The organism is Bradyrhizobium sp. USDA 4454 (assembly GCF_054822705.1).
Map to the genome: position 1 here is coordinate 3,276,454 of NZ_JBTRCN010000001.1, position 26,054 is coordinate 3,302,507.

The following is a 26,054-nucleotide window of genomic DNA, read 5'->3' on the forward strand; positions in this document are numbered from 1 at the left end:
CATCCGGCCCGCCATGCGGGGCCGGACGGACCGGCGTCGCTAGTTCAACCGCGGCTCCAGCCGTGCCTCCCGATCGGCATCGGCCTTGTTCTTGACCGGATCCTCGTTCGGCTCGAGCTGGCAGGCCCGGATCTCGTAATCGTTGTCCAGCACCGGGCGGGGCGAGGACTTTTCCTCTTCCGAGACCGTATCCACCACCAGTCCAGATTTCTTGGCGAGCTTCCAGACGTCGGCCTCGGTCGGATACGCCTTGCTTAGCTTGGCGTCTTGATAGAACAGCGCATACGGCATTCGTCGTTTCCCCAAACAACCCACGACAACGCCACCGGCGGTCCCGGGTTTCCTCGGAATTCGCCGTTCCGATCACGGAACCGTGACTGAGGGTCCCAAGCAAGCATCTGAAAATACGAGTCATTTCGGCCCTTTCGCGAATGACCCTTGAGTCTTTAACGGGTGGTAAATCCCGGCAAAAAGAATCCCCGGGACTCTCCGGGTAGAATCGCCGGATGCTTCCTTCCATGAGAGCGATTCACCAGCCCCCCTACGAACGCGTGCAGCTCGCGCTTGCGGTTGCGCTGCTTGCGGCCTGCGCCGCCAACGTCGCTCTGGTCTGGTCCTGGCTCTGACTCTCGATTTCCCGGCTCCAGCCAAAATCCGTATGTAGCGGTCCGCGCGAAAACGCCGTGGCGGCGCGACGCCGGCGCCGATTGACGGCCCCCGCATTCATTCCATCATTGCCGGCGGAACAAGTGCCCGCTGCGGACGGGCCGTCGGGGTGGAGCAAACATGATCGAAACGCTGAAGCAACGGGTCAACAGCGACGCCGGCCTGGTGCGGCGCGGCCGCTTCCTCACGACGACATTCCTGCTCGAGATCGGCAACACCGCCTGGCTGATCGCGATCCATGAGGGCCGCATCGTCGCGGTGACCAAGGGGCCGTTTGTGATGCCGTCGTCGTTCTTCGCGCTGCGCACCTCGGAGGAGGAGTGGGGCAAGTTCTGCGAGACGCGGCCACCGCCGGGCTCCAACGACCTGATGGCGCTGATCAAGCGCCGGGTGCTGAAGGCCGAGGGCGAGCTGCAGATCTTCATGGCGAACCTGCGTTACTTCAAGGAGGCGCTCGGCAAGCTGCGCCGCGAGGGAGTGGCCGCATGAGCGCCAAATTCGAGCCGATCGTCGGCCGCTACATGCAGCTCGAGCTGTTCGGCCGGGCGCACCGCGTCTATGTCGAGGAGGCGGGCGAGGGCACGCCGCTGCTCTGCCTGCACACCGCGGGTGCCGACGGGCGGCAATATCGCGGCCTGATGAACGATCAGCGGGTCACCCGCAACCATCGCGTCATCGCCTTCGACATGCCCTGGCACGGCAAGTCGTCGCCGCCGCAAGGCTGGCACGACGAGGAGTACCAGCTGACCTCGTCGCAATACACCGCGATGATTCTCGCCGTGATCGACGCGCTCGCGCTCGACAGGCCGATCGTGATCGGCTGCTCGATCGGCGGCCGGATCGCGCTGCATCTCGCGCTCGAGCATCCCGAGCGCTTCCGCGCCATCATCGGCCTGCAGGCCGGCGCGCATGTCGATCCCTATTACGACCTGAACTTCCTGCACCGGCCGGACGTCCATGGCGGCGAGGTGGCTGCCGCCATCGTCTCTGGCCTGGTCGGGCCCGACGCGCCCGACGGCGAGAGGTGGGAGACGCTGTGGCACTACATGCAAAGCGGGCCCGGCGTGTTCAAGGGCGACCTCTATTTCTACAAAATCGACGGCGACATCCGCGCCCGCGTGGCCGAGATCGACACCAAACGCTGCCCGCTGTTCCTGCTGTCAGGCGAATACGATTATTCCTGCACGCCGGAGGAAACGCTGGCGGTCGCGAACAGCATCGCCGGAGCCGAGGCCACCATCATGAAAGGCCTCGGCCATTTCCCGATGAGCGAAAACCCGGGCGAGTTCTTGAAGCACCTGCTGCCGGTGCTGGAGAAGATCAGCGGGCGCTAAACCGCCCTCGACCTCGGGCGCTCCGGTATGACAGACTGCGTATCGTCACGAAACGATTGCGCGGGAGGTCTCGATGCTTCCGAAAGCTGAAGCTGCATATTTCGCGATTGCCGACATCTCCGGCTACACCAGCTTCCTGGCGGCGGTCGAGCTCGACCACGCGCAGGATATCATCGCCGATTTCATGGACGTGGTGGTGAAGGCGCTGCGCCCGCCATTCCGGCTCGCCAAGTTCGAGGGCGACGCCGCATTCGTCTACTCGACCGGGACCGTCGACGGCTCGCTGCTGCAGGACGCGATCGAGGGCGCCTACTTCAAATTCCGCCGGCGCCTGCGTGACGTCCGGCAGGCCTCGACATGCGAGTGCAAGGCCTGCGTCGCGATGGGCGATCTCGATTTCAAATTCGTGATCCATCACGGCGAGATGGTGAAGCAGAAGATGGGCGGCCGGGAGGAACTCGCCGGGCGCGACGTCATTCTGGTGCATCGGCTGCTCAAGAACAGCGTTGGCGAAAAGCTCGGCGGCCGCGCCTACGCGCTCTACAGCGACGCGGCGATCCGCGCCATGGGCGTCGATCCGGTGGCGCAGGGTCTGATCCCGCATCAGGAAACCATCGACATCATCGGCGATGTGACGCTATGGGCGCGCGATCTCGAAGCGGCGTGGCAGCAGGACGATGCGCAGGTCCGAATGGAGGTGACGCGCGAAGACGCCTACGCGATCCTGGAATTCGACATCGCCGCGCCCCGGCAGACGGTGTGGGAGTTCATCACCGTGCCCGGGCAGTGGCAGAAATGGTGGGACGCCGACGACATCGTCGAGGAGTCGGGCAAGGGACGTCGTGGGGTCGGCACCAAAAATCATTGCGCGCACGGCAACCATACCAATGTCGAGGAAACGCTCGACTGGCGTCCGGTCGATTACTTCACGGTCGGCATCACACTGCCGGTGCCCGGTGCGCCGCGCATCATCATGACCCGGGCCGTTCTGGAAGGCCCGGACGGGACGTCGCGTTTCGAGCTGCGGATCGCCAAGCCGAAGCCGAAGGACAAGGCGTTCCTCGACGGCGCCGCCGCCAAATTCGCCGAACGCATGACCCAGGCGATGGCCAACCTGCGATCGATGGCGGAAGACAGGCAGCCGGCCGGCGACGCCATGGAGGAGCCGGCGCTGACGCGCTCGAGCGGACGCTTCCTGACCGAGCCGGTGAGATCGGGCGCGCGGGGCTGACGTTCGGCAGACGGTCCGCCGATTACTTGCCGGGACGCGGCAGCTCGCTGTTGTCGCGGATTGCGGCGCGGACCTTGGCCATGGTCGCGGTGCAATATTCCTCGCGCTCCCTGAGGAAACGCTGCTGCTGGGCGCGGAAATTCGCAACCCGCTCCCGCACCTCGGATCCGAAGTCGCCGTTGATGTCGAGCTTTGCGAATTGCGGCGGCTGCGCCGGGGGCGGCGGGACCTCGACGACCGTCACCGCCAAAGGTGGCGGCGCCGCGGGCAGGCCCTCGGGCACGGTCGGCACCGAAAGCGGGGGCGGCATCACGATCCGCGACTCGGCCACCGGCTTAATCTCCAGGGCGGCCGTCGTCTCCAGGAGGGGCGTTTCGTCCAGGGCCGGCTTGCTATCCAAGCTGGGCTTGGCCTCGGCCGTTGCCGCCGGGGCGACGGGCAGCGGGGCAGGCGTCATTGGCGCGGCCGTCCGTGGGGCAGGCGTCGGCAGCTCGGCGTCGGGCAGCTTGCCCTTCACCGACTGTACGAAAGCCATTGTCTGCGCGATCAGGAGATCGCGTTCCTTCATCCACTTCATGGCGCACCCTGAGCGCGCGGATTCCAGCAAAGCAACCGCGCGGAATCAAGCACTCGGCATCATGATGGTTGACGAAGACGCCTGTTTTACAGGTGCGGTGACATAATTGTAACAATCACGGGGGAGCGTCGGGCCGTCAGCGCTGGCGGGGATTGGTGTTCGGGACGAACGGGGTACCGACGATCCGGACCGCTGTCTGACCGCTGGCTGATGCCTGATTCGCTGCCGGCCGTAATGCTGCGTTTGCCGGCGCGGGCGCCGGATCGAGCCGGGCGACGATCCCGGCCGCGGCCACGCTGAGCAGCGTGAAGCTGCCCAGAAGCAGCAGATTGCGGTTGGTCTCGCGTACCCTCATGCGGAGAAAATCGCGTGAGGGGGCATAATGTTCCGAACAAATCCTCAGCCGTTTTCGCGGCGCCTAAGGCAGTGCATCAGGAGTAGTCGGGGGAGCCCCAGGCGGGTGCTGATCAGAGGGCGTGTGCTGATCAGAAGACGAGCCAGCTCAGCGGGACCAGGATCGCGACGGTGATGGCGCAGCCAAGCGCGAGGCGGCCGATCTTATGAAGTGTTGAAATCTGCGACGGGTCACGGTGCGGCTGCCGATCCAGCCATCGGCCGATCCAACGCAACGGCAAGCCCAGGATCGATCCGAACAGGAAAAGGAGGCCGTCGAGAGCTTCCAAGGGCATTCCTTGCGACTGAGCACCCGCGCGCGGCGGGAGCGGAGCGGGCTGCCTTAGTGAGCTGCCGCCGCCTGCGCAGGGACCGGCGGGGCGCTGCGCGCCTCGATCAAGTCGGCGTAGCGGCCATACTCCTCGGCCATTTCCAAAAGCTTCTCGCGCACCGCGGCGTCGGTGACCTGACGGGCCAGCCGTCGCGCCTGGTCGGACTGGAAGCGGTAATGAGCTGTGTCGGACATCGTGGGCTCCTCACACATGTGTAAGGGCCGTCCGGCAAAAGGTTCACCAGGGGAAACGGTTCATTGCAGGGTCTGGGACCGATCGGTCGGCGTGGCGCCTACCGCGCCCGCCCGGTCCTCGCGGACCTCGACTTCGAACCACCCCATCTCTTTCAGCTCGCGTGCCTTCTTCTCGGCCGCGTCTTCGCTGTCGCGCTTCAGCACGATCTGGCTGGTGCCGTCCCGGGCAAGGATCAAATAGGTCATTGGCTGATGTCCCATCCGACATTCTGCATACCCCGTTTCGGGCCGCAAGAACAGTAGCAAGGCGCGCCATGGGTGATGCTACGGGAAGGATCCCACGATTTCTGCCAAGGGAGGGCGGCGGGGCGCGACCCTGGACCAGAGGATGCGCAATGGAACAATTCACCATGGCGCAGACCGCGATCGATGGCGCGCTCGACATGGCACAGCATGCAGTGCGGCCGCGCGATCGATGATGTGAAGCGTCTGCTGAAGACCGGAATAATACGGCTCACTCTGTCCTTGTGGGCAATCAAGCGAAGCGCTTTGATTGAATCGCAACGACGTGTTCGGATTGAACCTGGGGGACGACACACGACGTGCGCAAAAAGAATCTGAATGGAGGACTCGATGCCCAGGCACTTCGGTTTGAAGGCAACATCGGCCGCAGGGCGGTCGGCGTTCACGGGATTATCAGGGGATTTGCAGCAGCGGACTGCGTCGGCGGCGGCATCGAAGAATCGGGCGCCGGCCGTCGCGCCGGCGTCAAAGCACGCTTCGACGGATCCGGAGTTGCCGTATTCGCCTGCGAGCTGGCGCGGCTGCCGCGGCCGGCGGTCGATCTCGGCTGACTGAAAATCCGCCGGTCTTATGGCTGGGACGGCTCGTGCTTCTTCTCGCGCTTGAAGTCCATGCGCGCGACGCGTTCGTCGATCAATCGATTCAGCCGCTCGTCGTGCAGCGTATCCTTCCTGAACAGCCCGCCATGCAGGCGATAGGCGAGCAGGAGCAGGGCAACAGCACCACCCACGAGATAGTAGGACCAGTCCATCGTCGTCAGAACCGTGCCTTGGCGGCCTCGTTGCCGGGATCAAGCAAGCTTAGGGCGGCTTGCGGCGCCTTGTCCAACACCATCCTCGGCCACGCCCGCCGAACATTGTTTCGAAACATCAATGGGATGTGACAACAATGCGGCGCTGGTCAGCGCAGGGATCAGCTCAATGGGCGCCCGCGAGGATGATCAGGTTGTTGTAGACCGGCGCCGCGATGAAGGCGACCACATAGGCCATCTGGCGTTCGCTCTTGCCGCGCCACAGCATCCACATCACGAGATAGGTCAAGCCCAGCTTGGCGATCAGCCACCATTCGCCCATCCATTCCTGGGTGAACCGCATGAACGGATTGAGCTCACCCATTCCGCGCTGCAATATCGCATTGGTGGTGATGAGATCCGAGTAGCCCATCAGCAGGGCGCAGACCAACAGCATTGCCTTCAGCGAAGACGTCCCTGCCCGCAGCTGCTGTTCGGTCATCAGGTGTTCGCCCGAATCTGTTTGTCGCTCCCGGTTCCGCAATCTTGCGGAACCTTTTCGGTGAGTGCAAGCCTCAAACCTTGGGGATCGAACGCGATGGCGGGCAGCGTTGAAAGCTGGTGCCGGCTGAGGGGATTGAACCCCCGACCTTCAGTTTACAAAACTGCTGCTCTACCGCTGAGCTAAGCCGGCGAAATGGCGTGATTTGCGCGCTCGCATAGCAGACTTGGTGCGGCAGAGCCAGAACCAAGGCGGGACCCCGCTGGGCGCGGCCAGGGCGTTTCGCCTGGCCTGGCCGGGCAAGCAAAAAGGCGGCCTGAAGGCCGCCTTTTGCGTCGCTGAACGTTTCGCCTGAGCTACTGGCAGGGGTGCCGGAGGCCGTCGCTCCCGCGGAACCAGGTGCCGGGGGTGCAGACAAGGCCGTTCTGCCGCGCATATTCCTCGCCGCCCATCGGGGCGGGGCGATAATAGTCGGGGCCGCCGAACGGGGCGGTGGCGATCGCAGCCGCCGTGCCGACCACGCCGCCGACCACGCCGGCGGCGACGCCGGCCGGGCCGGGATCATAACGATTGTAGCTGCCCTGCCAGTCGCGATCGCGCCGGTCGGCGCGGTGATGATAGGCGGTCGCGGTGGTGCCCGGCGCCATCGTCTGGCATCGGGCGTCCGGCGTGGCATTGGAGCAGCGCACGGCGGTGCCGATGGTCTGTTGCGCCATCGCGGGGCCGCCCATGGCTGTCGCGAGCAGGGCCGCCGCACCAAGTATTTTGAGTTGTGTCATGCAAGGTCTCCTCTCGTCGTAGAGGTGAGCTAATCTCGCTGTGCCACGCCTGTTCCGGCGCAGCCTTGCCCTGCGTTCAAACCAGTGTGAAGTTCCGGTCGCGCGCGCATGATGCGTTCCGGATCACCGTCGATTTTTGTTTGATCATGATCCGTATCGGAAAACCGGCCCACTTTTCCGGATCATGCTGCCTTTGACGAGAATTGCATGCACACAGCTGACATCGACTACACCGGCGGCGACGCCAATCTGCGCGGCTATCTCGCAGTCAAGGACCGCGGTGCAAGACGGCCAGGCGTGCTGGTGTTCCACGAGGGACTCGGGCTCGGCGATTTCGCGATGGAGCGGGCGCGCAGGCTTGCCGAGCACGGCTACGTCGCGTTCGCGGCCGACATGTTCGGCGATCGGCGGCAGGCTGCCGATCTGCCGCAGGCGATGGCGCTGATCGGCGAGCTGCGCACCGATTCGGCGAAACTCCGCGCCCGGGCGCGCGCCGCGCTTGCGACACTCGCCGCGCTGCCGGAGGTCGATGCCACGCGATGCGCGGCGATCGGCTTCTGCTTCGGCGGCACGGTTGCGCTCGAGCTGGCGCGCGACGGCGCTGAGCTGAAGGCCGTCGCCAGCTTCCACGGCGTGCTGTCGACCACGCAGCCTGCGGCGGAAGGTGCGGTGAAGGCGAGCGTGCTGGTGTTGACCGGCGCCGACGATCCGCTGGCGCCGCCCGATCAGGTTACGGCGTTCGAGGACGAGATGCGCGCCGGCAAGGTTGCCGACTGGCAGGTGATCAGCTACGGCAACACGCTGCATGGCTTCACCAATCCGACCGCCGACGGCTCGATCATGAAGTCGGCGCTTTACGACGCGCGGGCCGACCGCCGCTCCTGGGCGGCGATGCGAGGTTTGTTTGACGAGGTGCTTGTCTGAGGATGCGCTGGCCTGACAAGATCAGCGATCTGGTGTTTGATCTGTCGTCACGCGCCGGGGCGGAGGGTTGATGTTCGCAATCTTGAGTCTTGGTTTTCTGCTCGGCATGCAGCATGCGCTGGAGCCGGATCACATCGCAGCCGTTTCGAGCATCGCGGCGCGTCGCACCCAGGTCGGCGACATCGTCAAGCACGGCCTGACCTGGGGCCTCGGGCACACGCTCACGCTGTTCATCTTTGCCGGTGCGGCGATCCTGCTCGGGCGCGCGATCCCGGAGACGGTCTCGGCGCCGATTGAGACCGCCGTCGGTATCATGCTGGTCGGCCTCGGCGCCCATGTCTGGTGGCGGCTGTGGCGCGACCGCGTGCACTTCCACACCCATTCGCATGGCGACGGCGCCACGCATTTCCACGCTCACAGCCATGCCGGCGAAACCCTGCCGCACGTCCGCGCTGCGCACAGCCATGTGCACAGCTTCCGCTGGCGCACGCTGCTGGTCGGCCTGATGCATGGCATGGCGGGCTCGGCGGCCTTGCTGGTGCTGACGGTGTCGCAGGCGCCCAATCCTGCGATCGGGCTCGGCTATGTCGCGCTGTTCGGTATCGGCTCGATGATCGGTATGGGCGTGCTGTCCAGCGTGATTGCGGTGCCGCTGGCGGCCTCGGCGCGCTGGTTGACCTGGGCCAATCGCGGCCTCCAGGTTGCGGTCGGCGCGGTCACGATCGCGATCGGCATCCACTCGATCATCGAGAACGCCTTCACCTGATACCTTGCTCGAGCATAATGTCCGCGCAAACGCGGCCGTTAACGATTTCTGATCCCGCCCGGCTGCATTGACCGGATGCCGATGCTTACGCGTTAGGCTTACCGCCAGTTTGGCCCGCGTCCTTAACCCTTCCGCCAAGCCGTTGGATTAGGCTGCGCCTGGAACAATTCCGGACGGCTGGGTGAACATGCGCGCACGCCTTGCGCTGGCGATATTGGCTGCGATGACCTCGACGGCGCTGGCCGGCGGTGGCTTCGACATTGTCGTGCCCAACCGGCCTGGCGTGCCCATCATCATCAATGGCGTCGACGCCTCCTATGCGGTGGTCGAAAGCGCGATGGGGCTCGCCCGCAACGACTCGATGGTGCCGACGGTCTATGGCGGCCGCCCGATCGATCCCGAACCGAATGTCGGCCACTATTATCCGAGCCTCGGCCGCATGCCGGGTTACGGTCGCCTCGAGATCGAGCCGCCGGCCAACCGCAAGCTACCCAAGCCGGCCGAGAGCTATCATCAATCGTGGGGGGCACAATCCGCACCGCTGCCGGCGCAGTCCAACGTGCCGGTCGATCCGCCGCCCGTGATCTACGCGCCCGAGTTCAATGGGCCGCGGCCGCTGCCGCGTCCGCCGATGCGGCCACCGCGACCGAGAGGCCCCTAAATCAGGAGCCCTCGAGCAGAGGGCCCTTCATAGCCACCAAGAGCTACGCAACGACAACAAGACCTGCAGGCAAGATTTACAGGAGAGAGTAATGCGTCAAATGATCAAAGGACTGATTGCGGCCGTGGCCGTCATGGTGACCGCGCCCGCGATGGCGTGCGGCTTCAACCCGTGCGGCTATTCCGCGCCCGTCGTGAGCTATGGCTGCGGCGGTTGCGGCGGCTATAGCGGTTACGGCTACGGTTACGGTTACGGCGCGGTGGAGCGTCTGCCCGACCCGGATGCTGCCTATCCCAGCGCACCGCAGCAGTACTATTACGTGAACCAGGGCCCGACCTACACCGGCCCGGGCAATTGGGCCCCGCGTCCGTACTACCGCGAGGGTTACGGCCGCCCGTATTACGGCTATCGCCACTATGGCTACCGTCACTACGGCTACCGCCATCACTACGGCTACCGCCCGCACTATGGCTATCGCTACGGCTACGCGCCGCATCGCTACGGCCATCCGGTGCTGCGCCGCTACTACTGATCCGGCGATCCATCGACGATATCGGCGCCCGTTCGCATCACGCGAGCGGGCGCGTTCACATCAGTCCGAGCCGACTGGCGCCGATATAGAGCGCGAGCACGCAGGCGTTCGACACGTTCAGGCTCTTGATCTCGCCGGGCATGTCGAGGCGGGCGACGATGCGGCAGGTGTCGCGCGTCAATTGCCGCAGGCCCTTGCCTTCGGCGCCGAGCACCAGCGCCAGCGGAGCTTGCAGCGGAACCTTGCCGAGATCCTCGGTGCCTTCGCTGTCGAGGCCGACGGTCTGGAAGCCGCGCTCGTTCAATTCATTCAGCGTGCGCGCCAGATTCTGCACGGTGACAACAGGCACCAGCTCGAGCGCGCCGGAAGCAGACTTCGCCAGCACGCCGGTCGCCTCCGGGCTGTGGCGGGCGGTGGTGACGATCGCCTTGACCGCGAAGGCCGCGGCCGAGCGCAGGATGGCGCCGACATTGTGCGGGTCGGTGATCTGGTCGAGAACCAGCACGATGCCCTCCAGCGCCAGCGTGTCGATGCCGGGCGAGGGCAGCGGATCGGCCTCGGCCAGCAGGCCCTGATGCACGGCGTCGGGAGTGAGGCGGCGGTCGATATCGCTCGGCCGGACCAGCTCCGGGGTCACGCGGGTGGCGATGTTCTCGTCGGCGAGGCGCTTGGCAGCATTCTCGGTGAGGTAAAGCTTGCGGATCTGGCGGTCCGGGTTGGCAAGGGCCGCCGCCACCGTGTGCCAGCCATACAGAATCACCGGTCCGTCGGAACCGGATTCGCGCTCTCGGCGGCCAGGTGGGCGGCCGAATTTCGGCCCTTTTTGGAAGGGTTTACCGCCCTTGCCTCGGAAATTGGGTTTGCGGTCGCGCTCGCTCATGTGAGGCTTGTGTCACGGCTCCCGATTATTGGCAATTTAACCGGCAAATAGGCGCCTGGCTTGGTTGACTTTGGGGACCGCCTTCGCCCATAAACGCGCCCGACCGCGCACCCGCTTCGGGGCCGACGCGGTTATCAGCGTCATTTCGATGACCCGGTCCGCCGCCACTCGCGCGGCCGGTCTGATGCTGTTGGACGGGGGAGTGTCCCGAGTGGCAAAGGGAGCTGACTGTAAATCAGCCGCCTCATGGCTTCGCAGGTTCGAGTCCTGCCTCCCCCACCAGCCTTCGCTCGCTTCGCGAGCTACGGCTAGGCAAGCCAGCAAGACTCTCTGATCAGAACGCGCGGGGAGTGCCGCCGTCGATCCGGATGTTCTGGCCGGTGATGTCACCCGCCTGCGCCGCGCAGGAACGCAGGCCGCAATCAGGTGCCGGCGCCAAGCCGACCAGCCCGATCTTGACGCGACGGTTGTGGCGGCCCTTGTTGTCGATCTTCAGCACGCGGACGAGGCGCGACTCGCCGGTGGAAGACAAATGGGTGCCGCCGCAGGCCTGCCGATCGAGGCCGGCGATCTCGACGATGCGGATCCTGCCGTCCAGCGTCGGCGGCGGCGCGACGCTGCGGGTTCTGATCAGCCCGTGCTGATCGATGGCATCGTCGATCGGCAAGTAGCTGTCGCCAACCGCCAGGTCCTGGCGGATCGCATCGTTGATCGGGCCGTCGAGCGCGCGCAGGCGTTCATTGTCGGCGTCCGGCAGGTCGAAATCCATGCGGGCCGTGCCGTCGGGATTCATCTGCACCCCGGTGACCAATGCACCGTTGAACTGCTGGTAGACGAAGGCGTTGAGCAGGTGCGTGCCGGTGTGAAGCTCGCGCATCATCTGACGGAACTCGGGATCGACCACGGCCTCAACGTTGCCCGAGAGCTCAACCGGATCGGCCAGCAGGATCCAGGCTCCTCCAGCATAGGGTTCGAAGCCGGTGACGGCGGCCTCTCCACCGTTCCAACGGATGAAGCCCTTGTCCGGCAATTGGCCGCCGCCGCCGGCGAAAAACGGCAACTCTGCCAGCATGACCCGGCCCGGCTCGGCCCTGATGACGCGGGTCTCGAGCGTCAGCGTGTCCGGATGTTCATGGTAGAAGAGCCGCGACATGCGATGCGCACCTTGAGCCTGTTTGTATGTGATCGCACCTATCTCGGACGCAGCCGCGCCGTTGTATTGGCAAAAATTGCGGGCTCGCCATATCAGGCCGCGGCGCGGGCGTATTGCCGGGGCGTGATGCCGTAACAGCGCTTGAAATGATGGGTGAACGCCGCCTGGTCGTAGAAGCCGCACACGATCGCGGTATGGGCGATGGCATCGCCCCTCGCGAGGTGATCGCAGGCGCGCGCCAGGCGGATCTGGGTCAGATAGGCGTGCGGCGTCAATGATACCGTCCGCTTGAACAGGCCGATCAGCTGAAACGGCGTGAGCCCGACCTGGTCCGCCAGATCGTCAAGCGTCAGGTGCTCGCCGTAGCGATCCTGCATGATCGCATCGACGGATGCGAGCAGGCTCTGATCCTTCGGCGCCGCAGGCGGTGGCGGATTGCCGTCGGCGTGGCGCTCGAACAGCGTCGCGAATCCCTCCAGGAACAGTTCGCGCGTGCGGAGGCGATCGGTGCCGCGTTCGAGTTCGCCATGCAATCGCAGCAAGCGGCCGATCAGGTCGGCGTCGCCGAACTCGTTGCGGCAGAAATAGCCGGGCCGGTCGGTACCGAGCCCGCGGGTGAGATCATCGATCGCGCGCTTCGGCACATAGAATGCGCGATAGCGCCATTCGCTGCTGCGGCCCATCCAGCCCGAATGAGGTTCGCCGGGATTGAAGACCAGCAATTTGGAGGTCTGGGCGCGGCCGACCACGCCGCGGCTCTTGATCTCGGCGCCGCCAGCCTCGGTTGCCGCGACCACGAAGCCGTCGTGAACGTGAGGCGCGAATTCCTGCGTCGTGAAGTCGGCGCACATCAGCGACAGGCCGGGCATCGCCAGGTCGTTCCAGTAGCGCGCGGTATTGTGGGGATCGTGGCGGGCCATGGCCGGTGCTCGCGTCGAGCCCGGACTCGGGCTCTGTTTCGACGGTCCGGCAAATACTTGCCGGAGTCAACTAACTTGTTTTCGCGGCCGACAATTTTTACCAATACGCGCGGAGTGGCGGCGCCCTAGTTCTGGTCGGATGAGGCCGGAGATCAGGGCGCAATTCGAAGGAGTGACCTAGCAATGATCGCACGATTGTGGTGTGGCCGCGCCGGTGCGCAGGAGGCGCCGGACTACCTCAAGCACGTTGCCGAGACGGTGTTCCCACAGCTTCGGCAGATGCGGGGATATCACGGCGCCGAGCTGCTGAACCGGACCGTCGGCGACAAGGTCGAGTTTCTGGCCGTGACCTATTGGGCGTCAGCTGACGACATCAAGCAGTTCGCCGGCAGCAGCATCGATGTCGCCAGGATCGAGCCCCGGGCCGAGGCGCTGCTGTCCGACTACGATTCTTTTGCGCGGCATTATGAGCTCGTCCATCGCGCCGGCGATCCTGGCTGGACAACCGGTGAATGACCGCGCCGGGCAAAGCCCGAGCGGCTTTGAAAGGAGTTTCATCGTGCAATTTCTCGTGCTGGCCCATGACGGGACCGACAAGGATGCCAAGACCCGTCGCCTCGCGGTGCGCCCGGCGCACCTTGCGGGCATCAAGCCGATGGTCGAATGCGGCGAGCTGCGCGCAGCCGGTGCCATCCTCGACGACACCGGCGACATGATCGGATCGGTCATTCTTGCCGAGTTTCCAAGCCGTGCGGATCTCGACGCCTGGCTGGCCCGCGAACCCTATGTCACGGAGAAGGTCTGGCACACCGTCGAGGTACGGCCGTTCCGGCTTGCCGTGCTCGACGGCAGGATCACGCCGTGAATTGGCGCGTGTGAACCGTTCTGATACCTAGGTGCCCGCCGGATCGTCGCGCTTTCGCTTTCCGGCCCATGCCATGAACGGGTAGGCCAGCAGAGCCAGATAACCTGAAGGCATCGGATGATCGATGCCGAACGTCTTCGCCTTCCGCCCGTTCGGAAGGTGGACGCTTCCGAACAGCACATCATAGAACGAGAACATCCCGGCGAAGTTCTTGTCTCTGGCTTCCTGCTCACTGCTGTGGTGCCAATGATGGAATTCCGGCGACACCAGGACGTGGCGCAGCGGTCCGTAGCTCAAGCGCACATTGGCGTGCGCGAGCCACGCCTGCCAGGAATAGATGAGAACGTAACTCCCGATCGCTTCGGCGGAGAAGCCGAGTGCGAACAGCGGAAACAGCGAACCGGCCTTCATGAAGATCACATCGAGCGGGTGCTGGTGAACCGCAGCGAGCCAGTCCAGTTCCTCGACGGCATGATGCACGGAATGAATCTGCCACATCGCGGGCACGGCATGCAGGATGCGGTGCGTCCAGTAGACGCCGAGATCGCCGATCAGGAGCGCAAGCAGCACTTGAACCAGATAGGGAAGGTTGGCGATCGCCTGCTTCACCGCCGAAGGCATGATCAATTGATTCACCAGCACGGCCACCGCGACGACGACGATCACGCCGATCAGCACCAGCCACCCGTTGAGAAACAGGAAGCCCATATCGGTCAGCAGGCCGCGCCTGAAAATCTTCTGAGGCCTTGCACTGAACAGCCGCTCGAGCGGCAAGAAGATCAAAAGTGCCAGCAACAGAAGCTGATATTGTTCTAACAACTCGCGCATTCAAATAGCCGCCTGAAATGACCCAGCCTACCACCTGGGCCCCCGATAGGGTCAATCGGAAAGCGGGTCCAACGAAAAGCCGCGTCGCAAGAACGTTAATCGACATCCCCGTATCGTTACGGGTATGCGGGAGGTCCGAGAGCCTGACCAACTCGGGCGCGGCAATCCCGCCTCACTCCATCCGTGCGAACAGCTCCACCAGCGTCTCGCGCAGCCAGCGCTGTGCGGGAACGGTGTCGTTGCGCTGGTGCCAGAACAGGCTGACGATGCGCGGCGGCGCCGGCAGCGGCACCGGCACCGCGTGCAGATGCGGCGCGTGGCGGGACTGCGCGCTGAGGTCGCGCGGCAGCACGGCGATCAGGTCGGACTGGCGGACGATCTCGTAGGCGGCGTTGTAGTGATTGACTGTCGTGACCAGGTTGCGCGACAGCCCGCGCGAGGCGAGGAATTGGTCGTAGGTCGGCAGCGTCTTGCCGGCGAGGCTGACATCGACATGCTTGGCGTTGAGGAAGCTGCGGGCATTGAGCCGCTTCCTGTTCGCGAGCGGATGGTCCCGCCGCATCATGCAGGCATACTCCACGGTCCACAGCGAGCGTGAGCGGATCGCGGCCGGAGGCTGCTGCGCCTCGTTGACATAGACGCTCAGCACGCAATCGACCCGGTTGTCCTCGAGCCGGTCGCCGATCTCGAGAATGGTGTTGGGCAGGGTGTGGATGCGCGCGGATGGCGCCAATTCACCGAACCGGTTGAGCAGCCGCGGCATCACCAGCGCCGACACGTAGTCCGACATCGACAGGCTGAATTCGGCCTCGGTGCGCCGTGGATCGAAGGCGTCCTCGTCGAGCGCGTGGCGCACGTGCTCCAGCGCATCGCCGATCGGCTGCCACAGCGCCACCGCGCGCTGCGTGGGGCGGATGCCGCTGGCCGTGCGCACGAACAGCGGATCGCCGAGCGCGTCGCGCAGCCTCGCCAGCGCGTTGCTGACCGCGGGTTGGGTCATCGTCAGCGCGCTCGCGGCGCGCGTCACGCTGCCCTCGGTCATCAGCGCCTCGAAGACTTTCAGCAGGTTGAGGTCGAGGGTGCGGAAGGACACGGGCGATATTCACAGGGGTGATGTACCAGATAACAATTATAAATTATTCCCATAATATCGATTTGTCTATCATTCCGCTCGCCGATCCCGTGGCGCGTGCCGACCGCGGGGCGGAGGGGGCTTTTCATGTCGATGATCTCGGCGCGCATCGAGCGCCTGCCGTTCGCGCGTTTCCATGTGCACCTGCTGCTGATGGGTGGCCTCGGCTATCTGTTCGACGCGATGGATGCCGCGGTGCTGGCGTTCATCCTGCCGGTCCTGCGCACCGCATGGGGGCTGACCAATATCGAGACCGGCGTGCTCGGCAGCAGCACCTTCGTCGGCTACCTGTTCGGCGCGCTGCTGGCGGGGACGCTGGGCGATTTGATCGGCCGCCGCGCGGTGATGATGTCGGCGCTGGCGCTCTACAGCGCGGCCTCGCTGGTCAGCGCGGCGGTGGACAGCTGGCCGGCGTTCTTTGCCGCGCGCGTCGTCGCCGGCATGGGCACCGGGGCGGAGAGCGCGATCATCGCGCCATATCTTGCGGAGTTCGTGGCGCGGCGTTACCGAGGCGCCTTCACCGGCGCGCTGGCGGGCTTCTTCTCGTTCGGCTTCGTCGCCGCCGCTCTGCTCGGCTATTTCATCGTGCCGGCCTATGAGAACGGCTGGCGCATCGTGCTCGTCATCACGGCGGTGCCGGTCGTGATGCTGCTGTGGTGGCGGAGATCGCTGCCGGAATCGCCGCGCTGGCTGGAAAGCCGGGGCAGGGCCAAGCAAGCCGAAGCGGTGCTGGACAGGATCGAGGCCGGCTTCGTGCGCGAGGGCCGCGTGCTGGCGCCGCCGGTCGCCGAGCTGGCTGCACCTGCCGTCTCGTCGGGAACGCTCTTGAGCAATTTCGCCGCGCTGTTGGCCGGCCGCCAGGCCCGCATCACCACCATGACCTGGGTCATGTGGTTGTCGATCACCTTCAGCTACTACTCTTTCTTCGTCTGGATTCCCGGCCTGCTGGTGCAGAACGGCATGAGCATCACCAAGAGTTTTGGCTATTCGCTGGCGATGTATTGCGCGCAGGTGCCGGGTTATTTCACCGCCGCCTTCTTCAATGAGCGGATCGGGCGGCAGGCGACGATCGCGAGCTATATGCTGCTCGGCGGCGTCAGCGCGCTCGGGCTCGCCTTTGCCAAGAGCGATGGGGAGATCATGACGGCCGGGCTGCTGCTGTCGTTCTTCATGAACGGCACCTATGCCGGCGTCTATGCCTACACGGCCGAAGTGTTTCCGACATCGATCCGGACCACCGGGGCCGGGCTCGCATCCGCGATCGGCCGCATCGGCGCGATCGCAGCACCCATCCTAGTCGGCTATCTCTATCCGAATTTCGGCTTTGCCGGCGTGTTCGGCGTCACCACGAGCGTGCTGTTGATCGGCGCGCTGACCGTCGTGCTGATGGGCGTGCCGACCCGCAACCGATCGCTGGAAGACATCGCAAGCGAAACCGTCTGATCACACGGGCGGCGCGCTGACAGGAGGCCTCTATGACAAGTATCCTCTTCAGGAATGCCGCGCTGCTCGATCCGCTGCGCTCCGATCTGCTCGAGGGCCACCACGTGCTGGTCGAGGATCGTCTGATCAAGGAGGTCTCCGACCGTCCGATCGATGCGCCGGCCGATCGCGTCATCGACCTCAGGGGCAAGACCCTGATGCCCGGCCTGATCGACCTGCATGTGCACGCGGTCGCGGTCGAGCTCGATCTGTCGCAGCAGGCGCGGATGGCCAACGTGCTGGTAACGCTGCGCTCGACCATGCTGTTGCGCGGCATGCTGAAGCGCGGCTTCACCACCGTCCGCGATGCCGGCGGCGCCGGCTATGCGCTGAAGCAGGCGATCGATACCGGGCTGACCGATGGGCCGCGGCTGTTCGTCTCCGGCCGTGCGCTGAGCCAGACCGGCGGGCACGGCGACGGGCGCGCCCGCTCGGACTATCTGGCCGATCCGACCTGCTCCTGCTGCGTGCGGGTCGGCGCCATCGCGCGCGTCGTCGACGGCGTCGATGCGGTGCGCAAGGCGGTGCGCGAGGAGCTGCAGATGGGCGCCGACCAGATCAAGATCATGGCTTCCGGCGGCGTCGCGTCGCCGACCGATCCGATCGGTGCCTATGGTTATTCGGAGGACGAGATCCGCGCCATCGTTGCGGAGGCGAAAGCGCGGCACACCTATGTGCTGGCCCATGCCTACACCGCGGAGGCGATCGAGCGCGCGATCCGCTGCGGCGTGCGCACCATCGAGCACGGCAATTTGGTCGACCTGCCGACCGCGCAGCTGATGGCCGAGCAGGGCGCCTATGTGATCCCGACCCTCGTCACCTACGAAGCATTGGCCAATGAGGGCGCGAAGTACGGCCTGCCGGCGGCGAGCGTCGCCAAGATCGCCGACGTGCGCGATGCCGGCCTGCGCTCGCTCGCGATCTATCGCGAGGCCGGCGTCAAGATGGGCTACGGCAGCGATCTGCTCGGGCCGTCGCAGCGGCTGCAGAGCGACGAGTTCCGGATCCGCGCCGAACTGCTCGGTCCGCAGGCGGTGATCGCCAGCGCGACCATGATCGGCGCCGAGGTGCTGGGCATGGAAGGCAAGCTCGGCCGGGTCGCGCCGGGCGCGTTCGCCGATCTTCTGGTGGTGGAGGGCAATCCGCTGCGCGACGTGTCGTGCCTGCTCGGCCAGGGCGAGCACATTCCGCTGGTCATGAAGGCCGGCAACGCCGAGGTGGACAGGCTGGGCGCCTGATCCTTTGCCGTCACCACACCACGCGCAAGCCCGCGGTGCCCTTGTAGCTGTGGCTGTCGCCGGCATCCTGCAGGCTGGCGCGGTAGGTCGCTTCGCCGAACACGGTGTAACGGCCATTGGCCCAGCTATAGCTGCCGCCGCCGCCGATCGAGCCCCAGAGCCGGTCGTTGGCGCTGGCGAAGCTGGTGCCGGCGACCGCGACGTTGCTGCCGTCGAGGAATTCGTAATGCAGATTGCCGATTGCGTAGAGGTCGGAGCGGGCGCCGTCGCCCCAGCCCTTCTGGTGATTGAGCGAGAGGCCGACGCGGCCGAGCAGGCTATCGGCATTGGTAAGCGAGACCTGTGCGCCGAAGCGATCGGCGAACCCGTCGAAGTCGACCTTCGAATAGGCGAGCTGGGCCTGCGGGGTCAGCGTGAAGCCGTTGCCGATCGTGATGCGCTTGCCGCCTTCGACGCTGAACGCATAGCCGAGGCCTTCATTGCCATGGTTCATGCTGCCGACGAGATCGGAGGTGAGGTCGCCGCGGTAGAACATGGTCTGCATCTGGCCGTCGATGTAGACGCCGTTGTCGCCGTACCAGGTGGCGGTGGCGCCGACGCCGGTGCCCTCGGCGCGGATACGGCCGTTGCCGAACAACGAATTCACGTAGGCCGTGGTCAGGCCGTATTGCAGCGTCAGCCCGACGATCAGGCGGCCGTAATTGTTCTCGAGCGCGAGGCCGTCGAGCCCGGCCTGCGCCTTGAAGTCATCGCTGTTCAAGGTCGAGCCCGTGGTGTTCGACGGCCTCAGGCTGGTCTGTCCGCCCTCGACGCGGCCCCAGAACGCCGATTGCGTCCATGAACTGTCCGCCGTCGCCGCCGGCGTCACGCCCATCCGCGCCATTGCCTCGCTCGGGTTGCCGTTGCCGCCCCAATAGCGGTTGCCAACGCGCTCCTGCAACGAGGGCAGCGCGTTCATGCCGAGCAGCACCTGGGCGTAGTTCTCGTAGAGCGGCACGCCGGGTTGATACAGCGGACCCGCGGGCGTGGTCGGTCCGGTCGGATCGACCGGCGGATTGATCAGGCTGGAGCGCAGATACCAGTCGCCGTCTGATGGCGTCGAGATGCCGTTCTTCTGCAATGTGTAAGCATACGCGCCGGCGACGACCGCCTGCTGCCCTTGCAGCAAATAATTGCCCGCCAGCGTGAAGGTGCCATTGGAGGCGCCGGTGACGTCGATCAGCTTGATGCCGTCTGTGGTCTGCGCGCCGCCGCCGCCGGCATTGTTGATCCGCACGGTCGAGGTGCCGGAGGTGCTGCCCGCGATGAGGCGATCGGTCGCCGAGCCGTCGCCGCCGAGCACGGTGTTGAACAGCAGCGCGCCGCCATTGCCGGCATAGTTGCCGGCGACCGTCAGCGTGGTGCCGGGGGCGGCACCAAACCGCACGGTGCCGGCATTGCTCAGCGCGCCCATGGTCTGGTTGAAGCCGTTGAGGTCGAAGGTGCCGCCGGCACCTGCGACGGCGGCCGACGCGGCGCTGAAGGCATTGGCCGCGCCCGCGCGCAGCGTGCCACCGGTGACTGTGGTCGCGCCGTTATAGGTGTTGATGCCGGACAGCGTCTCGGTGCCGCCGCTGAGCGCGAGTCCGCCGATGCCGCCGATCTTGCCTGAGAACGTGTCGCTGGCGTTGGTGATGGTCAGCGTCTTGCCGCCGAGCGCGACATTGCCGCTGCCGGCAAGGCTCTGGATGCTGGTGCCGGCGCTGGTGAGGCCGGAGATATCAAACGTCGAGTTCGCCACCACGTGGCTGGAATTGCTGATCGACCCGGTGCCGGTCAGCGCCAGCGTGCCGGCGGAGATCGTGGTGACGCCGCTGTAGGTGTTGGCGCCGGACAGCGTCTCGGTGCCGCCGGCGAGCGTCAGTCCGCCGCTGCCGCCGATCACGCCGGCGAACGTGTCGTTCGCGGCCGTCAAGGTCAGCGTCTTGGTGCCGAGATCGACGCTGCCGGTGCCCGACAGCCGCTGAATGCTGGTGCCCGCACTGGTGAGCCCGGCGATGCTGAAGGTGGCGCTCGCAATCACCTGGCTGGACGCGGAAATATCGCCGGTCCCTGTCAGCGCCAGCGTGCCGCCCGTAATCGTGGTCGCGCCGCTATAGGTTTGCACGCCTGATAGCGCCTGTGTGCCGCCGGTGAGCTGGAGCCCGCCGGTGCCGCTGATCGTGCCTGCGAACGTGTCGTTCGCATTGGTGATGATCAGGTCCTTGCTGCCCAGCACGACGCTGCCGGCGCTGCTGCCGCCAAGGCTCTGGATGTGCGAGGCGGTGTTGGCGATGCCTGAAATATCCAGCGTCGCGTTGGCGAGCGCGCGACTCGAATGGATCAGGGCATCGCTGGCGCCGGCGATGCCGCTCACCGCGAGCGTGCCCTGCTGGATCACCGTCTCGCCGGTGTAGGTGTTGCCGCCTGCGAGGGTTAGGGTCCCGGCGCCGGTCTTGGTCAAGCCGCCGACGCCGCTGAAGCCGGCGGTATTGTTGCTTGCGATGACGACAGTGAAGCCGTTGGTATCGAATGTCAGCCCGCCCGCCTTGATATTGTTCTGGTTCGCGGTTCCATTCAGGAAGGGGGAGGTGTTGGCACGGGCGCGGAGGGTGGCGTTGTCGTAGTTCACCACATTGCTGGCACTGCCGAAGAAGGCAATGTTGCTGACCATCAGCGTGGCGTTGTTGATGTTGACCGTGGCTGTGCCAAGGGCGGCGGGGGCACCGACCTGGATCCTGCTTGTACTGTTGACGATCGCGCCGTCGCTGATGTTAAGCGTGGCTGTACCCCCACTGCCGACGCTGAACGTGCTGTTGACGTTCCACTGCGACCCGACTCCAGTCACGGTCATGGTGGTGATAGCACCGCCAGTGGTGCCGATCTGAACGGAGGCGCCTGCGCTTGTCAGCGTACTGCCGTTCTGAACAGTAAGGCTGGTGGTTCCTGCCGAACCGAGCCGCAGGCCTGCCGTTGAGCCGGTTGCACCTGGGCTGACGCCGAGGATGACATTGCCCGGCGTACCGATGGTAACGGCCCCGCCGGCGGGGGGCGTGCCCGTACTCCAGTTCGCACCGACCGTCCAGTCATTGCTGGTGGCGCCGGTCCAGGTCTGCGCCGCTGCCGAGTTAGGCAGCAGCGCCGAGAGCGCGGCGACCGATACGCTCAGCAGCAGCAGGAGACGGAACTGGGCGCGCGAGCGGGACGGCAATGCAGTCCGGCATGGATTGAGTGACTTGTCACCAACGTGTCGTACGAACGTCGCAGCCCCGATGCATTCGCGCATGGCGCTCGGCCCCTTGTTCTTGCCGCTGCCCGGCCGGTTGCATTCCGGCAAACCTTCGCCGGCAGCGGATGTGTTACGCTATGTGACTCACTGTGATCTGACAAATGAAGCTTATCGTTTTCCCGCTGAAACAAAGGGCAGTGTGCTCACAATACAACGTCCGCGCGCTGCAATTAATCGATCGCTAACCAGTTGAGTTAGGCCGGACGAGATCATGTGTTAAGCGGGAGTGAAGCCGCCGGGGAGGTCGCATGACCCTGGCCACGCAGCGCTCGACCCGCCCGATCACGTTACCGCTGGTGGCGTTGACGTTGCCAGGTGGAACCACGACATATCGCCTGCAAAACCAAGTCGCCGCTCCGGAGCCAGCCATGAATGCGCCCAACATCGAGCCCGTCACGCCGCAGTCCGACGGCGACGTTGTGGCCTGGCTGACCAACGAGACCCGCGACCAGCGCTTCATCGACAACATCTTCGCCGAGCTGTGCATCCGGCTGCAGCAAACCGGTATCCCGCTCAAGCGGGCGACGATGAATCTGCTGATCCAGCATCCGCAATGGCTTGGCGCCCGGATCATCTGGACTGACGGCAAGCGCGAGGCGGAGATCACCCGGGTCGACTACGAGGTGCAGACCCGTTCGGAATATGTCGGCAGCCCGGTCTACGACATCCATCAGGGCGCCGCCGAAGTGCGCGAGCGGCTCGAACGGCCCGGCCGCATCCACGCGCTCTATGACGAGATGCGCGCGCAGGGTCTGACCGACTATGTGGCGTGGCCGCTGCTGCATACGCTCGGCAAGCGCCACGTCGTGACCTTTGCGACCGATCGTCCCGGCGGCTTCGATGACGCCCACATCGCCAGCCTGCAGAAGGTGCTGCCGGTGCTGGCGCTGGTCAGCGAGATCCGGATGAAGAACCGCCTGGCGCGGACGCTGCTCGAGACCTATGTCGGCACCCATGCCGGCGAGCTGATCCTGGCCGGCGCAACCAGGCGCGGCAGCGGCACCACGGTGCGCGCCGCGATCATGATCTGCGACCTCAGGGATTTCACCCGGATCTCGGACAGCTGGCCGCGCGACGACGTGATCGATCTCTTGAACGACTATTTCGACGCGATGTCGGAGCCGATTGCGCGGCATGGCGGCGAGATCCTGAAATTCATCGGCGACGGGCTGCTGGCGATTTTCCCGCTCAGCGACCCCAATGCCTGCGCCAACCTGCTGCGCGCGGTGTCCGAGGCCCGGGTGGCGATGGCGGAGCTGAGCGAGAAGAACAGCATGATGGGCCGGGCGCCGATGAATTACGGCATCGGCGTCCATGTCGGCGACGTCATGTACGGCAATATCGGATCGCGCAGCCGGCTCGACTTCACCGTGATCGGCCCTGCGGTGAACATGGCGTCGCGGCTCGAAGCCCTCACCAAGCAGCTCGGTAGGAACGTGCTGCTGTCGCGCGCCTTCGCCGACCTCGTCGCGCGCGATGTCGCGCTCGAACATGTCGGCGAACATGCGGTGCGCGGCTTCAGCGAGCCGATCGAGCTGTTTGCCTATCGGGGGTGAGGGCTTGTCGGCGGCGCAGCCCGCTCGACGAACCCCTTGGCGAGGGCGTGATAGACGCCTTCCTTGCAGATCAGCTTTGAACTCGCATGGGCGATCAGGGCCGCGGCCATCAGCGGCACCACCATCGCATGATTGTCGGTCATCTCGGTGACGATCACGAAGGCCGTGATCGGGGCCTGCACCACGCCGGCGAAATAGGACACCATGCCGAGCAGCATGATGGCGGCCAGCGGCGCGCCGTGAAACAGCGGCGCGATGTCGGAGCCGAGCCCGGCGCCGACCGCGAGCGAGGGCGCGAAGATGCCGCCCGGCATGCCGCTGATCGAGGCAAAAAGGGTCGCGAGGAATTTCCACACGCTGAAGCTCGCCGGCAGTTGCGAGCCGGCCTCGAGCGCGGCTTTGACCTGCTGATATCCGGTGCCGTAGATCGCGCCGTCCGAGGCGATCCCGCAAATCGCGGCCGCCAATCCACAGACCGCGGCAAAGCCGACCGGATAGCGCTTGATCGCGCGCCCGACCGGATTGGCGAATCCGTGTGCCATTGCGATCAGGATGCGACTGAATAGGCCGCCTGCCAGACCTCCGGCCACGCCGCAGAGCGGCACCGCGAGCCAGTCGACGCCGTTGCGCAACGTGGTCGCGCTGGTGCCGAAATAGGTATAGTTGCCCATCAGCGCGAGCGAGGTCAGACCAGCCGCGATCACCGCGCCGATGATCAGGCTGGAGGTTCGCGTCTCGAAGGCGCGGCTCATTTCCTCGATGCCGAACACGATGCCGGCGAGCGGGGTGTTGAAGGCTGCCGCGACACCGGCGGCGGCGCCGGCCAGGATCAGGCCGGGTTGACGCCGCGGCGAGAAGCGGCCGAGCGCGAACATGATCGACGCGCCGATCTGCACCGTCGGTCCCTCGCGCCCGACCGAGGCGCCGCAGAGCAGGCCGAGCAGGGTCAGCAGGATCTTGCCGACGGCGACGCGCAGCGAGACCAGGCTCTCGCGCGCGGTCTGGTCGGTCAGGTTGCGGGCGGCGATGGCCTGTGGGATGCCGCTGCCTTGCGCGTTCTGAAAGAAGCGGTTGGTCAGGAAGACCGAGAGGGCGAAGCCGGCGGGCGTCAGCACCAGCGCGGCATAACGGAGATGCGACACCAGCGCGGAGAAGGCGATCTGCGCGAGATCGGCGAGCTGCGCGAGCGCGACCGCCGCCGCACCGACCGCAATGCCGCCCAGCAGGAAGATGGCGCGGCGTTGCCAGCGCGCGGAGACAATTTTGAATAGCCGCCTGTGGCGGTCGGAGGGGAAGGTCATTCCAATGTGTTCTGGCTGACGACGTCGTCCGGTCCGGACCGATCACGTCATTCCTAGCACGCGTCGGTGGTGTGCGAAGCTCAAGAAATCAGCAAGTCGTGCCGAGCGGTCGCGCTGTTCGGCGACCTTCAGCAAGCTGGCGCGTGAGTTTTGTTATCTGAGCGATTCCGCCCGGCGCGTGTCTTGACGGCGTGATCCCGCGTTGAGACATGAAGCCGCAGGACTGCAGGACAGGGAAAAGTGGCACAAACTGCACTTTCCGTGGTTCCCGCGGAGGCATAGCCTACGCGTCCTATTGAAGGGCGCATGTCATGTCCGAAATTATTTTCCGAGCGGGCATCGTCGTATTGGGACTTTGGCCGATCGCAATGGTTGCTGTTGCCCTTTTGATTTGATGGACGTCCCAGCTGGCCCGACCGCGCCACCCGGGTCGGTAGAAGGCCCCAGCACCCCGCCTCCCAGGCCCCCAACGGTGCTGGGGCCACTCAACGGTAAGGCCGCCGGTCGGCGGCCTTATTGTTGAGTAGGGCGAGTATCCTCGATGAGGGAATGGGGCGTTGTCGCCGGCATTGATGCCGCCAGAATAGCACGGGCGTTGAATCGAAAAGGGCCGTCGCCTGGGCGGCCCTTTTCTGCCGGTAGCAATGGATCTGTAAAAACTCAGCCGTGAAAAAATGCTCTGCAAAGAATGGCAACGCCGGCCAAGTTTGTATTACGGCCGTCCTGTCTCTGCAGAAATCCGGATCAGTACGGTGTTCCGTTGGTGGAACAGTGGTCTGCGAGACGTGCCCGACGATCGTGGTCGCGCTATATCGCATGTTGCCGCGCGTTGAAATCCGCGCAGCGGCACATCAGGTCGCCTGATGTGCCGCACTTCTCCGAACGTCATGTTAAGCATCATGATCTGTTCCGCCGCGAGTTGCCGCTATCGCGGCCGGTGCTGCTATCGTGGAAACAGCCGATCACGGATGTAGCGCGAGGTTGCCGTCAGGCGGATGCCGCGCGGCTTCTGCCAGGCGGCGCGGTCGATCTCCTTCTTGTCGCCGATCGCGAGCCGTCCCTTGGCGTTCTTGGCGATGAAGATCGCATCGCTCATCCTGCGGCCGGAGCGCTTGTTCTTGGCCGTCACTTCCTTCCAGAGGCTGAGCCGGCCGAGTTTGAGCTTCGGCAGCTCTTCCTTGATCTCGCGCTTCAGACAGTCCTTGCCGGTCTCGCGCGCGCGCCTGCGGCCGCCGGGGAACATCCATAGCCCGTCAGATCGGCGTCGAACCAGAAGAACCTTGCCGCGCTTCGCGGCAACCAACTTGGAGGACTTGGCCATGGACTTCGCAATGATAGAAACAGAATCGACTCCATTCTAACTTGTCTACCAGACTAGACAAGTTCACTGACATATATCGTTCCACAACCATGTGTCGGCTGTTTGTCTCGGTTGCAAACGAATGAGGCCGCCACTCTGTCGCGACAC

At 65.2% G+C, this 26,054-nt stretch carries 30 protein-coding genes and 2 tRNA genes; 14 read left to right on the top strand and 18 right to left on the bottom strand.

What is annotated here, in order from left to right; translation table 11 throughout:
* Nucleotides 1-39: 39 nt before the first annotated feature.
* Nucleotides 40-291 (bottom strand): hypothetical protein, encoded by a 252-nt coding sequence (locus ACVIW0_RS15110; RefSeq protein WP_461353055.1) that lies wholly within the window; start codon nucleotides 289-291, stop codon nucleotides 40-42.
* 495 nt (nucleotides 292-786) lie between these two features.
* On the opposite strand from ACVIW0_RS15110, the gene ACVIW0_RS15115 reads away from it, so the two are divergent.
* The 3 genes from ACVIW0_RS15115 (at nucleotide 787) to ACVIW0_RS15125 (ending at nucleotide 3,231) form a co-directional block, all read left to right on the top strand.
* Nucleotides 787-1,155 (top strand): hypothetical protein, encoded by a 369-nt coding sequence (locus tag ACVIW0_RS15115; RefSeq protein ID WP_461353056.1) that lies wholly within the window; start codon nucleotides 787-789, stop codon nucleotides 1,153-1,155.
* A complete protein-coding gene (locus ACVIW0_RS15120; RefSeq protein WP_461353057.1) occupies nucleotides 1,152-2,000 on the top strand; it encodes an alpha/beta fold hydrolase in 849 nt (282 codons plus the stop codon). The genes ACVIW0_RS15115 and ACVIW0_RS15120 overlap by 4 nt, the downstream gene beginning before the upstream one ends.
* 73 nt (nucleotides 2,001-2,073) lie before the next feature.
* Nucleotides 2,074-3,231, top strand: a complete 1,158-nt coding sequence (locus ACVIW0_RS15125) for a DUF2652 domain-containing protein (RefSeq protein ID WP_461353058.1) — start codon at nucleotides 2,074-2,076, stop codon at nucleotides 3,229-3,231.
* A gap of 22 nt (nucleotides 3,232-3,253) precedes the next feature.
* On the opposite strand, the gene ACVIW0_RS15130 is transcribed toward ACVIW0_RS15125, so the two are convergent.
* From ACVIW0_RS15130 to ACVIW0_RS15150, 5 genes are all read right to left on the bottom strand, one after another.
* Nucleotides 3,254-3,808, bottom strand: a complete 555-nt coding sequence (locus tag ACVIW0_RS15130; RefSeq protein ID WP_461353059.1) for a hypothetical protein — start codon at nucleotides 3,806-3,808, stop codon at nucleotides 3,254-3,256.
* Nucleotides 3,809-3,944: 136 nt separating this feature from the next.
* A complete protein-coding gene (locus ACVIW0_RS15135; RefSeq protein ID WP_461353060.1) occupies nucleotides 3,945-4,163 on the bottom strand; it encodes a hypothetical protein in 219 nt (72 codons plus the stop codon).
* 130 nt (nucleotides 4,164-4,293) lie between these two features.
* The gene (locus ACVIW0_RS15140) at nucleotides 4,294-4,491 is read right to left on the bottom strand and encodes a hypothetical protein (protein ID WP_461353061.1); all 198 of its coding nucleotides are present in this window, start codon (nucleotides 4,489-4,491) and stop codon (nucleotides 4,294-4,296) included.
* Between the two features lie 53 nt (nucleotides 4,492-4,544).
* Nucleotides 4,545-4,727, bottom strand: coding sequence for a hypothetical protein (locus ACVIW0_RS15145; protein ID WP_461353062.1), 183 nt, complete (start codon nucleotides 4,725-4,727; stop codon nucleotides 4,545-4,547).
* Nucleotides 4,728-4,787: 60 nt separating this feature from the next.
* A complete protein-coding gene (locus tag ACVIW0_RS15150) occupies nucleotides 4,788-4,973 on the bottom strand; it encodes a hypothetical protein (RefSeq protein WP_456754109.1) in 186 nt (61 codons plus the stop codon).
* 356 nt (nucleotides 4,974-5,329) lie between these two features.
* Here ACVIW0_RS15150 and ACVIW0_RS15155 point away from each other — a divergent pair, with 356 nt between their 5' ends.
* The gene (locus tag ACVIW0_RS15155) at nucleotides 5,330-5,581 is read left to right on the top strand and encodes a hypothetical protein (protein ID WP_461353063.1); all 252 of its coding nucleotides are present in this window, start codon (nucleotides 5,330-5,332) and stop codon (nucleotides 5,579-5,581) included.
* Between the two features lie 17 nt (nucleotides 5,582-5,598).
* Here ACVIW0_RS15155 and ACVIW0_RS15160 read toward each other — a convergent pair whose 3' ends face one another.
* From ACVIW0_RS15160 to ACVIW0_RS15175, 4 genes are all read right to left on the bottom strand, one after another.
* Nucleotides 5,599-5,781, bottom strand: coding sequence for a hypothetical protein (locus tag ACVIW0_RS15160; protein ID WP_461353064.1), 183 nt, complete (start codon nucleotides 5,779-5,781; stop codon nucleotides 5,599-5,601).
* Between the two features lie 166 nt (nucleotides 5,782-5,947).
* Nucleotides 5,948-6,262, bottom strand: a complete 315-nt coding sequence (locus tag ACVIW0_RS15165) for a DUF5658 family protein (RefSeq protein WP_461353065.1) — start codon at nucleotides 6,260-6,262, stop codon at nucleotides 5,948-5,950.
* 117 nt (nucleotides 6,263-6,379) lie between these two features.
* Nucleotides 6,380-6,454, bottom strand: a tRNA-Thr gene (locus ACVIW0_RS15170).
* A gap of 164 nt (nucleotides 6,455-6,618) precedes the next feature.
* Nucleotides 6,619-7,041 (bottom strand): hypothetical protein, encoded by a 423-nt coding sequence (locus ACVIW0_RS15175; protein ID WP_461353066.1) that lies wholly within the window; start codon nucleotides 7,039-7,041, stop codon nucleotides 6,619-6,621.
* 207 nt (nucleotides 7,042-7,248) lie between these two features.
* Between ACVIW0_RS15175 and ACVIW0_RS15180 the strand changes: the two genes are divergently transcribed.
* The 4 genes from ACVIW0_RS15180 to ACVIW0_RS15195 all read left to right on the top strand — a co-directional run bounded on the left by ACVIW0_RS15180 (nucleotide 7,249) and on the right by ACVIW0_RS15195 (nucleotide 9,924).
* Complete coding sequence (locus ACVIW0_RS15180) at nucleotides 7,249-7,965, top strand: dienelactone hydrolase family protein (protein ID WP_461353067.1); 717 nt, start codon at nucleotides 7,249-7,251, stop codon at nucleotides 7,963-7,965.
* A gap of 70 nt (nucleotides 7,966-8,035) precedes the next feature.
* Nucleotides 8,036-8,731, top strand: a complete 696-nt coding sequence (locus tag ACVIW0_RS15185) for a HoxN/HupN/NixA family nickel/cobalt transporter (RefSeq protein ID WP_461353068.1) — start codon at nucleotides 8,036-8,038, stop codon at nucleotides 8,729-8,731.
* Nucleotides 8,732-8,918: 187 nt separating this feature from the next.
* Complete coding sequence (locus ACVIW0_RS15190) at nucleotides 8,919-9,392, top strand: hypothetical protein (protein ID WP_461353069.1); 474 nt, start codon at nucleotides 8,919-8,921, stop codon at nucleotides 9,390-9,392.
* Between the two features lie 91 nt (nucleotides 9,393-9,483).
* Nucleotides 9,484-9,924 carry a hypothetical protein gene (locus tag ACVIW0_RS15195; protein ID WP_461353070.1) on the top strand — a complete coding sequence of 147 codons (441 nt, stop codon included), beginning with the start codon at nucleotides 9,484-9,486 and terminating at the stop codon, nucleotides 9,922-9,924.
* Nucleotides 9,925-9,979: 55 nt separating this feature from the next.
* Here the strand turns inward: ACVIW0_RS15195 and rlmB are convergent, their stop codons facing one another.
* On the bottom strand, nucleotides 9,980-10,804 hold the full coding sequence (gene rlmB / locus ACVIW0_RS15200) for a 23S rRNA (guanosine(2251)-2'-O)-methyltransferase RlmB (protein WP_461353071.1): 825 nt from the start codon (nucleotides 10,802-10,804) through the stop codon (nucleotides 9,980-9,982).
* A gap of 196 nt (nucleotides 10,805-11,000) precedes the next feature.
* Between rlmB and ACVIW0_RS15205 the strand changes: the two genes are divergently transcribed.
* Nucleotides 11,001-11,086 (top strand) — tRNA-Tyr (locus ACVIW0_RS15205).
* A 52-nt stretch (nucleotides 11,087-11,138) separates the two neighbouring features.
* On the opposite strand, the gene ACVIW0_RS15210 is transcribed toward ACVIW0_RS15205, so the two are convergent.
* Both ACVIW0_RS15210 and ACVIW0_RS15215 read right to left on the bottom strand, forming a co-directional pair.
* A complete protein-coding gene (locus tag ACVIW0_RS15210; RefSeq protein WP_461353072.1) occupies nucleotides 11,139-11,957 on the bottom strand; it encodes an alanyl-tRNA editing protein in 819 nt (272 codons plus the stop codon).
* Nucleotides 11,958-12,049: 92 nt separating this feature from the next.
* Nucleotides 12,050-12,877 (bottom strand): helix-turn-helix transcriptional regulator, encoded by an 828-nt coding sequence (locus ACVIW0_RS15215; protein ID WP_461353073.1) that lies wholly within the window; start codon nucleotides 12,875-12,877, stop codon nucleotides 12,050-12,052.
* Nucleotides 12,878-13,060: 183 nt separating this feature from the next.
* Between ACVIW0_RS15215 and ACVIW0_RS15220 the strand changes: the two genes are divergently transcribed.
* Together ACVIW0_RS15220 and ACVIW0_RS15225 are read left to right on the top strand one after the other, a co-directional pair.
* Nucleotides 13,061-13,393, top strand: a complete 333-nt coding sequence (locus tag ACVIW0_RS15220) for an antibiotic biosynthesis monooxygenase family protein (RefSeq protein ID WP_461353074.1) — start codon at nucleotides 13,061-13,063, stop codon at nucleotides 13,391-13,393.
* Between the two features lie 43 nt (nucleotides 13,394-13,436).
* A complete protein-coding gene (locus tag ACVIW0_RS15225; RefSeq protein ID WP_461353075.1) occupies nucleotides 13,437-13,742 on the top strand; it encodes a YciI family protein in 306 nt (101 codons plus the stop codon).
* A 27-nt stretch (nucleotides 13,743-13,769) separates the two neighbouring features.
* Here ACVIW0_RS15225 and ACVIW0_RS15230 read toward each other — a convergent pair whose 3' ends face one another.
* Entirely contained in the window at nucleotides 13,770-14,570 is an 801-nt protein-coding gene (locus ACVIW0_RS15230; RefSeq protein WP_461353076.1) for a sterol desaturase family protein, read from the bottom strand.
* Nucleotides 14,571-14,742: 172 nt separating this feature from the next.
* Entirely contained in the window at nucleotides 14,743-15,672 is a 930-nt protein-coding gene (locus ACVIW0_RS15235; RefSeq protein ID WP_461357339.1) for a LysR family transcriptional regulator, read from the bottom strand.
* Nucleotides 15,673-15,789: 117 nt separating this feature from the next.
* On the opposite strand from ACVIW0_RS15235, the gene ACVIW0_RS15240 reads away from it, so the two are divergent.
* Together ACVIW0_RS15240 and ACVIW0_RS15245 are read left to right on the top strand one after the other, a co-directional pair.
* Nucleotides 15,790-17,145, top strand: a complete 1,356-nt coding sequence (locus ACVIW0_RS15240) for an MFS transporter (protein ID WP_461353077.1) — start codon at nucleotides 15,790-15,792, stop codon at nucleotides 17,143-17,145.
* A gap of 32 nt (nucleotides 17,146-17,177) precedes the next feature.
* The gene (locus tag ACVIW0_RS15245; RefSeq protein WP_461353078.1) at nucleotides 17,178-18,422 is read left to right on the top strand and encodes a metal-dependent hydrolase family protein; all 1,245 of its coding nucleotides are present in this window, start codon (nucleotides 17,178-17,180) and stop codon (nucleotides 18,420-18,422) included.
* A gap of 10 nt (nucleotides 18,423-18,432) precedes the next feature.
* On the opposite strand, the gene ACVIW0_RS15250 is transcribed toward ACVIW0_RS15245, so the two are convergent.
* Complete coding sequence (locus tag ACVIW0_RS15250; RefSeq protein WP_461353079.1) at nucleotides 18,433-21,651, bottom strand: autotransporter outer membrane beta-barrel domain-containing protein; 3,219 nt, start codon at nucleotides 21,649-21,651, stop codon at nucleotides 18,433-18,435.
* A 446-nt stretch (nucleotides 21,652-22,097) separates the two neighbouring features.
* On the opposite strand from ACVIW0_RS15250, the gene ACVIW0_RS15255 reads away from it, so the two are divergent.
* Nucleotides 22,098-23,285: an adenylate/guanylate cyclase domain-containing protein gene (locus ACVIW0_RS15255; RefSeq protein WP_461357340.1), complete on the top strand. Its 1,188-nt coding sequence runs from the start codon at nucleotides 22,098-22,100 to the stop codon at nucleotides 23,283-23,285.
* Here ACVIW0_RS15255 and ACVIW0_RS15260 read toward each other — a convergent pair.
* Together ACVIW0_RS15260 and ACVIW0_RS15265 are read right to left on the bottom strand one after the other, a co-directional pair.
* Nucleotides 23,273-24,586, bottom strand: a complete 1,314-nt coding sequence (locus ACVIW0_RS15260) for a chloride channel protein (RefSeq protein WP_461353080.1) — start codon at nucleotides 24,584-24,586, stop codon at nucleotides 23,273-23,275. The genes ACVIW0_RS15255 and ACVIW0_RS15260 overlap by 13 nt on opposite strands.
* Nucleotides 24,587-25,529: 943 nt before the next feature.
* Complete coding sequence (locus ACVIW0_RS15265) at nucleotides 25,530-25,907, bottom strand: NUDIX hydrolase (protein WP_461353081.1); 378 nt, start codon at nucleotides 25,905-25,907, stop codon at nucleotides 25,530-25,532.
* Nucleotides 25,908-26,054 lie beyond the last annotated feature (147 nt).